Genomic DNA, 6,683 nt, shown 5'->3' with positions numbered 1-6,683 from the left:
CTCCAGTGTGACTTCGTGACTACCGTACTGGAATGACTTGGTTACTTTCGCCACCGTGATCTCCTCGTCCTGTTCGTTTTAGCGGCGCAGGCCGAGGCGTTCGATCAGGGTCTGATAGCGACCCAGGTCGTTTGCCTTCAGATAGGAAAGCAGCTTCTTGCGCTGGTTGACCATCTTCAGCAGGCCGCGACGCGAATGGTGGTCCTGCTTGTGAGCCTGGAAATGATCCTGCAGCTGCAGGATGTTGGCGGACAGCAGGGCGACCTGGACTTCGGTCGAGCCCGTGTCGTTTTCCTTGCGGCCGAAATCCTTGATGATCTGACCGGTCTGTTCGGGAGTAAGCATTGAATCGTTTCCTTAAAAGCGGGTGCGAAGCTTGCGCAACCTCAGCGGACCGCTGAAGTTGCGCAAGCTTCGCATTGTGTTGAAAGCTATGAAATGAGCACTCTATTGTAACGTCGTGCGCGTACCGGCAACAAGCCCGGTCAAGCGGTCGGGAGGTTGAGACCCCGAAGGACGCGGAGCAGGCCATCGTCGGCGATYTCCCCGAGCGCCATGAGACGCCCATCCGCACCCCACACCGCGCAACGCCCTGGTTGGGTGCCCTGCCCCAGCGGCACCGGCTGGCCGAAGCCAAAGATACGCGTCTGCTCGGGGTCGAGTTCCACCCGGAGGATATGCGTCAGCCCGGCATCTACCGGCATCAGGAAGGCTTCGAGCTGCTCCGGGCCCGCCTCGGCGGCATCGCGCAGGGTGTCCAGCGTGATCATCGGCGGCTCCATGAACGGCTCGACCCAGAGGCGGCGGAGGCCGGTCAGATGGGCGCCGCAGCCGAGATGGGCGCCAAAGTCGACGGCAAGGCTGCGCACGTACGTCCCCGACCCACACTCCACATGCAAGCGGACGGTATCGCCTTCGCGCCCGATCACCTCGAGCCGGTAGACGTCGACCTCCCGGGCGGGAACGTCCACAACCTCGCCCCGTCGCGCACGCACGTAAAGCGGAACGCCGTCCTGCTTGATCGCCGAATAGGCCGGAGGGATCTGCACGATATGGCCGCGCAGCGGCGCCAACGCCGCTTCGATCATCGCCTCGTCCAGTTCCGGGACGGGACACGTCTCCACCACGTCACCCTCAAGGTCGGCCGTCGTCGTTGTCACGCCCAGCCGCACCTCGGCCTCATAGGCCTTGCGCGAACCCAGCAGCCAGCCGGCCAACTTGGTCGCCTCACCGAAGCAAAGCGGCAACAACCCGGTCGCGAGCGGATCGAGACTGCCCGTGTGACCGCCCTTGGCCGCGCCCACGAGCCGACGCGCCGCCTGCAATGCCTGGTTGGAGCTCAGGCCGAGTGGCTTGTCGAGCAGAAGGATCCCGTGGATGTCACGAAAGGTTCGACGGTTCATAGAGGCAGAAATGAGAAGTGGCCAAGAGATGGCCAGAACACTGTAGGAGCCGATTCATCGGCGATCCCGCGCCAGCGGGCCAGTTTGCCGCTAGCACCCATCGCTGCTGAAGCAGCTCCCACACAAAAGCATCGCCGATGAATCGGCTCCTACTTGGACTCTTCTTCTGCGGGATCGGCCGGGGGAACCGGATTTTCACGCAGCAGGCGCTCGATGCGTTCACCGGTATCGACGGACTCGTCGTACTTGAACTTCAGCTGGGGCACCTTGCGCAGGATCATGGACTTCGACAGCGCATGACGGAACTCGGGAGCGAGCTCCTTCAGCGCCTTCATCACCACCGGCGACTCTTCCGGCTTGAGCGCCGTGACCCATACGGTGGCCCAATCGAGGTCGCGGGTTACTTCTACATCCGACACGCTGGCCGAAGGCAGCGCGTAGTCGCGTACAGCGGCATGCAACAGTTCGCTGATTTCGCGGCGAAGCTGGGCGGACACGCGGTCGGTACGCTTGAAATCACGGGACGGCATATCCGCCTCCAGTTTTTGATAGGTGCATAAACGAATAAAGCCTCCCCGGCGTACCGGGGAGGCAAGCTGACGCGAGTTACAGCGTGCGAGGCACTTCGATGCGCTCGAAGCACTCGATCTGGTCGCCGACCTTGACGTCGTTGTACTGCTTGACGGCGATACCGCATTCCATGCCGTTACGGACCTCGTCAACGAGTTCCTTGAAGCGGCGGAGCGACTCGAGTTCGCCCTGGAACACGACCACGTTGTCACGCAACACGCGGATCGGCTTGCTGCGCTTGACGTTGCCTTCGATGACCATGCAGCCCGCGACCGCGCCGAACTTCGACGAACGGAACACGTCACGAACCTGCGCGACACCGATGATCTCTTCGCGGATCTCCATGCCCAGCAGGCCGGTAGCCGCCTGCGTGACCTGGTCGATCACGTCGTAGATGATCGAGAAGTAACGGACGTCGAGCCCGTTGGTATCGATCACCTTGCGTGCCGACGCGTCGGCACGGACGTTAAAGCCGATGATCAGCGCCTTCGAAGCCGTTGCCAGCGTGGCCTCGGACTCGGTAATGCCGCCCACGCCGGAAGCGATCACGTTCACCTTGACCAGGTCGTTGCCGATCTGGGTAAGCGAATCGCGCAGCGCCTCGACCGAACCCTGCACATCCGCCTTGACGAGGATGTTGAGGGTCTGCTGGCCCTGGCCCTGACCCATCTGGGCGATGATGTCTTCCAGACGGTTCGACTTGCTGACCAGGCGGGTCTCGCGACGCTTGAGCAGTCGTTCGGCCGCCACTTCGCGAGCCAGGCGCTCGTCCTTCACGGCGACGAAGTCGTCACCCGACTCCGGCACGCCGGACAGACCCAGCACCTGCACCGGAATCGACGGGCCGGCTTCATTGACCTGCTTACCGGTTTCGTCGACGAGTGCACGCATGCGGCCGTATTCGACACCGCAGACGACGAAGTCGYCCTTCTTCAGCGTGCCCTGCTGGACCAGCACCGTGGCCACCGGACCGCGACCGCGGTCGAGGCTGGATTCGATCACGACACCCGAAGCGCGGCCATCGGCCACCGCCTTGAGTTCCATGACTTCGGCCTGGGCCGAAATCGCATCGAGCAGTGCATCGACGCCGTCGCCGGTCTTCGCCGAGAGCGGCACGAACGGTGTCTCGCCGCCCCACTCTTCGGGGATGACTTCGAGGAGGCCGAGGCCCTGCTTGACGTTGTCCGGATTGGCACCGGCCTTGTCCATCTTGTTCAGCGCGACGATCAGCGGCACCTTGGCGGCGCGCGCATGCTTCACGGCTTCGATCGTCTGCGGCATGACGCCGTCGTCGGCCGCGACCACGAGCACCACGATATCCGTGGACTGCGCACCACGAGCACGCATGGACGTAAACGCCGCATGGCCCGGGGTGTCGAGGAAGGTGATGACACCGCGGCTGGTTTCGACGTGGTACGCGCCGATGTGCTGGGTGATGCCACCGGCTTCGCCCGAAGCGACCTTGGTGCGACGGATGTAGTCGAGTAGCGACGTCTTGCCATGGTCGACATGACCCATGATCGTGACGACCGGCGGACGCGAAACCTTCTCGCCCTCGAGTTCGGCGGTCTGCGTCTGCGTCTGCAGCGCGGCTTCCGCGTCGTTCTCGGTGGCACGAACCGGGTTGTGACCGAGTTCTTCGACGACCAGTGCGGCCGTGTCGTGATCGATCGTCTGGTTGATGGTCGCCATGACGCCCATCTTGAACAGCGCCTTGACCACCTCGGCACCCTTCACGGCCATCTTCTGGGCGAGATCGGTAACGAGGTTGTTGTCGCCGATCACGACATCACGGACCACCGCGGCGGTCGGACGCGTGAAGCCGTGCGGACCACCGGACGAAGCGCCGCCGCGCGGGGCTTCGGCGCGACCACGGACCTTGCCGCCGCCACGACGATTGGCGCTGGAGCGACGTGCGCGATCGGCATCGGACAGATGCATCTCGCCGCCACCAAAACGCTTGCCGCCGGAGTCGCGGTCGTTGCCACGGCCGGGGCCGCCGCTGTTACCACCGCCGCCACCACCGCCGCCGTGCTTCGGACGCGCGTTACCACGCGAATCGTTAGCTGCTGCGACCGAACCAGGGGCCGGACGCGGAGCGGGTGAAGGCGCAGCCGCACGCGGAGCCGGCGCTGGCGCCGGAGCTGCCACGACCGGCGGAGGCGCCGGGGCTGGCGCCGGTGCGGGAACCGGCTTGGGAATGACGCGCTCGCGCTTGCGCGGCTCATGGATGGTCGGCGTGATCATGCCGAGCCGGCGCGTATCGAGCTTGCCTGTCGTGTGGGTCACGCCATTCTCGTCAGTGAACGTAGTCACCGGCGCAGCCGGAGCGGGCGCCGCCGGAGCGGCAGCAGGCGTCGGCGCAGCCGTCGCTTCGGCAGATGCCGGCGACGTCTTGGCCGCTGCCTGGGCAGCTTCAGCGCGTGCGCGCTCGGCGGCTTGCTCGGCCTCGGCGCGGCGACGCGCCTCGGCGGCAGCCTCTTCCTGACGACGTGCCTCGGCTTCAGCGGCGTGACGGGCTTCTTCAGCCTGTCGGCGCTCGGCCTCCTCGCGGCGCTGTGCCTCGTCGCTCTCACGCTGGGCATGAGACTCGGCGAGCTTGCGCGCGGCGTCCTCACGCTCCGGATCGTGCGAGGCGTCTTCGGCAATCGTGCTGCGCTTGACGTACGTGCGCTTGGTGCGGACTTCGACGTTGACCGTCTTCGCCGCGCCAGCGCCACGCCCCGTACCGGAGCTCACCTTCAACTCACCGACCGTGCGGCGCTTGAGGGTGATCTGGCGAGGCGCCGTTTCGTCCGTTTCGGGAGCGGCGTCGTTCTTGCCGTGCGTGCGACGCAGGAATCCGAGCAGCTTCACCTTTTCGGTGCTGCTGATGACCTGCTCCGCATCGGAGAATTTCATGCCGGCTTCGCCAAGCTGCCCAAGCAGCTTGTCGACCGGGAGGCCCAATTGATGGGCGAGTTGTTTGATTGTGACGTCCGACATCGTTCTTTATTCTCCGCCGTTCCCGCGCGTAACCTTACGTGCCGACGATGACCCGTACGGCTGCCTCCATCCATGGCGGGAGACCTCGTGGCCTCCCTCGAGGCGTCCGTCCAGGACGCTTCCGGTCTCGCGCTTAGCCACCCTTTTCCAGGCGGGCGATCATCGGAGCACGCGCAGCCATGATCAGCTGCGAAGCGCGTTCCTCTGTCATGCCATCGATATCGATGAGTTCGTCGACGGCAAGGTCACCCAGGTCGTCCAGCGTCTTCACACCACGATCCGCCAGCGCGAAGGCGGTCGCATCGTCCATGCCGTCCAGACCGAGCAGTTCCTCGGAAGGCGGGTTTTCTTCCACACCTTCCTCGGCAGCCAGTGCCTCGGTCAGGAGGGCGTCGCGGGCGCGAGCACGGAGTTCCTCGACGATGTCTTCGTCGAAGCCTTCCACGTTGAGCAGCTCGGCGCTCGGCACGTAAGCAATTTCTTCGATGGACGAGAAGCCTTCCTGCACCAGGATGCCAGCGATCTCTTCGTCCACTTCGAGTTTGTCCTGGAACAGCTGCAGCGCGGCGGCCTGTTCGGCCTCACTCTTCGCCGTCACCTGGTCCTGCGTCATCACGTTGAGCTGCCAGCCGGTGAGCTTGCTGGCGAGGCGCACGTTCTGGCCACCGCGACCGATCGCCTGGGACAGCTTGTCCTCGGCAACGGCGATGTCCATGGAGTGCTTCTCTTCATCCATGATGATCGACTGCACTTCAGCCGGCGCCATCGCATTGATGACGTACTGCGCCTGGTTCTCGTGCCACAGGATGATGTCGACGCGCTCGCCGTTGAGCTCGTTGGACACGGCCTGCACGCGCGAACCGCGCATGCCGATGCATGCGCCGATGGGATCGGTGCGGCTATCGTGGGCGACGACGGCGATCTTGGCACGGTCACCCGGATCGCGGGCGCAGCCCTTGATCTCGACCAGGCCCTGACCGACTTCCGGCACTTCGAGCTTGAACAGTTCGATCATGAATTCCGGCGCGCTGCGTGAAACGAACAGCTGCGGACCACGGACTTCCGACTTCACTTCGTACAGGTAACCGCGAACGCGGTCGCCGACGCGGGCCGATTCACGGGGAATCGTCTTGTCGCGCGGGATGAAGGCCTCGGCATTGCTGCCGAGGTCGAGATAGACGTTGCCGCGCTCGACGCGCTTGACGATACCGGTGACGAGTTCGCCGACACGATCCACGAACTGGTCGACCACCTGCTGGCGCTCGGCCTCGCGAACACGCTGCACGATGACCTGCTTCGCAGCCTGCGCAGCGATACGGCCAAACTCGGCGTTCTCGACCTGATGCTCGATGGCACCACCGATCTCCGCCACTTCGCCTTCGCCGGCTTCGTCTTCAGCGTCCATCAGGCGGATCTGATAAGACGGATCCTCCATTTCGACGTCGTCGGCGACGATCTCCCAGCGACGGAAGGTCTCGTAATCACCCGTGTTGCGATCGATCTCGACACGAATGTCCGGATCCTCATCGGGGTAGCGCTTCTTGGCGGCCGAGGCCAGCGCCGCTTCCATGGCGTCAAAAATGACTTCGCGCGGTACGCCCTTTTCGTTGGCGACCGCGTCGACTACCAGCAAAAGTTCTTTGCTCATTGCCGCTACTCCCGTAAGGATGCCCCGCGGCACCCCGTCGTTTCGTTATTTGGGTTTCTTTCCGCCCAGACCGGGCT

The 6,683-nt window shown here is 64.3% G+C and carries 5 protein-coding genes; all 5 read right to left on the bottom strand.

Annotated features, from left to right (window positions below):
* Nucleotides 1-78: 78 nt before the first annotated feature.
* Nucleotides 79-345: a 30S ribosomal protein S15 gene (rpsO, locus tag AC1DSN_RS16400; protein WP_046981277.1), complete on the bottom strand. Its 267-nt coding sequence runs from the start codon at nt 343-345 to the stop codon at nt 79-81.
* A gap of 140 nt (nt 346-485) precedes the next feature.
* A complete protein-coding gene (gene truB, locus AC1DSN_RS16395) occupies nt 486-1,403 on the bottom strand; it encodes a tRNA pseudouridine(55) synthase TruB (protein ID WP_063572534.1) in 918 nt (305 codons plus the stop codon).
* Nucleotides 1,404-1,552: 149 nt separating this feature from the next.
* Complete coding sequence (gene rbfA, locus AC1DSN_RS16390; protein ID WP_063572533.1) at nt 1,553-1,933, bottom strand: 30S ribosome-binding factor RbfA; 381 nt, start codon at nt 1,931-1,933, stop codon at nt 1,553-1,555.
* Between the two features lie 76 nt (nt 1,934-2,009).
* Entirely contained in the window at nt 2,010-4,958 is a 2,949-nt protein-coding gene (infB, locus tag AC1DSN_RS16385) for a translation initiation factor IF-2 (RefSeq protein WP_477331698.1), read from the bottom strand.
* 133 nt (nt 4,959-5,091) lie between these two features.
* Nucleotides 5,092-6,606 carry a transcription termination factor NusA gene (gene nusA, locus AC1DSN_RS16380; RefSeq protein WP_063573258.1) on the bottom strand — a complete coding sequence of 505 codons (1,515 nt, stop codon included), beginning with the start codon at nt 6,604-6,606 and terminating at the stop codon, nt 5,092-5,094.
* Nucleotides 6,607-6,683 lie beyond the last annotated feature (77 nt).

The sequence above is a fragment of the Luteibacter sp. P4_D7_3 genome, assembly GCF_056401735.1.
This window is presented reverse-complemented; position numbering and strand designations above follow the sequence as displayed.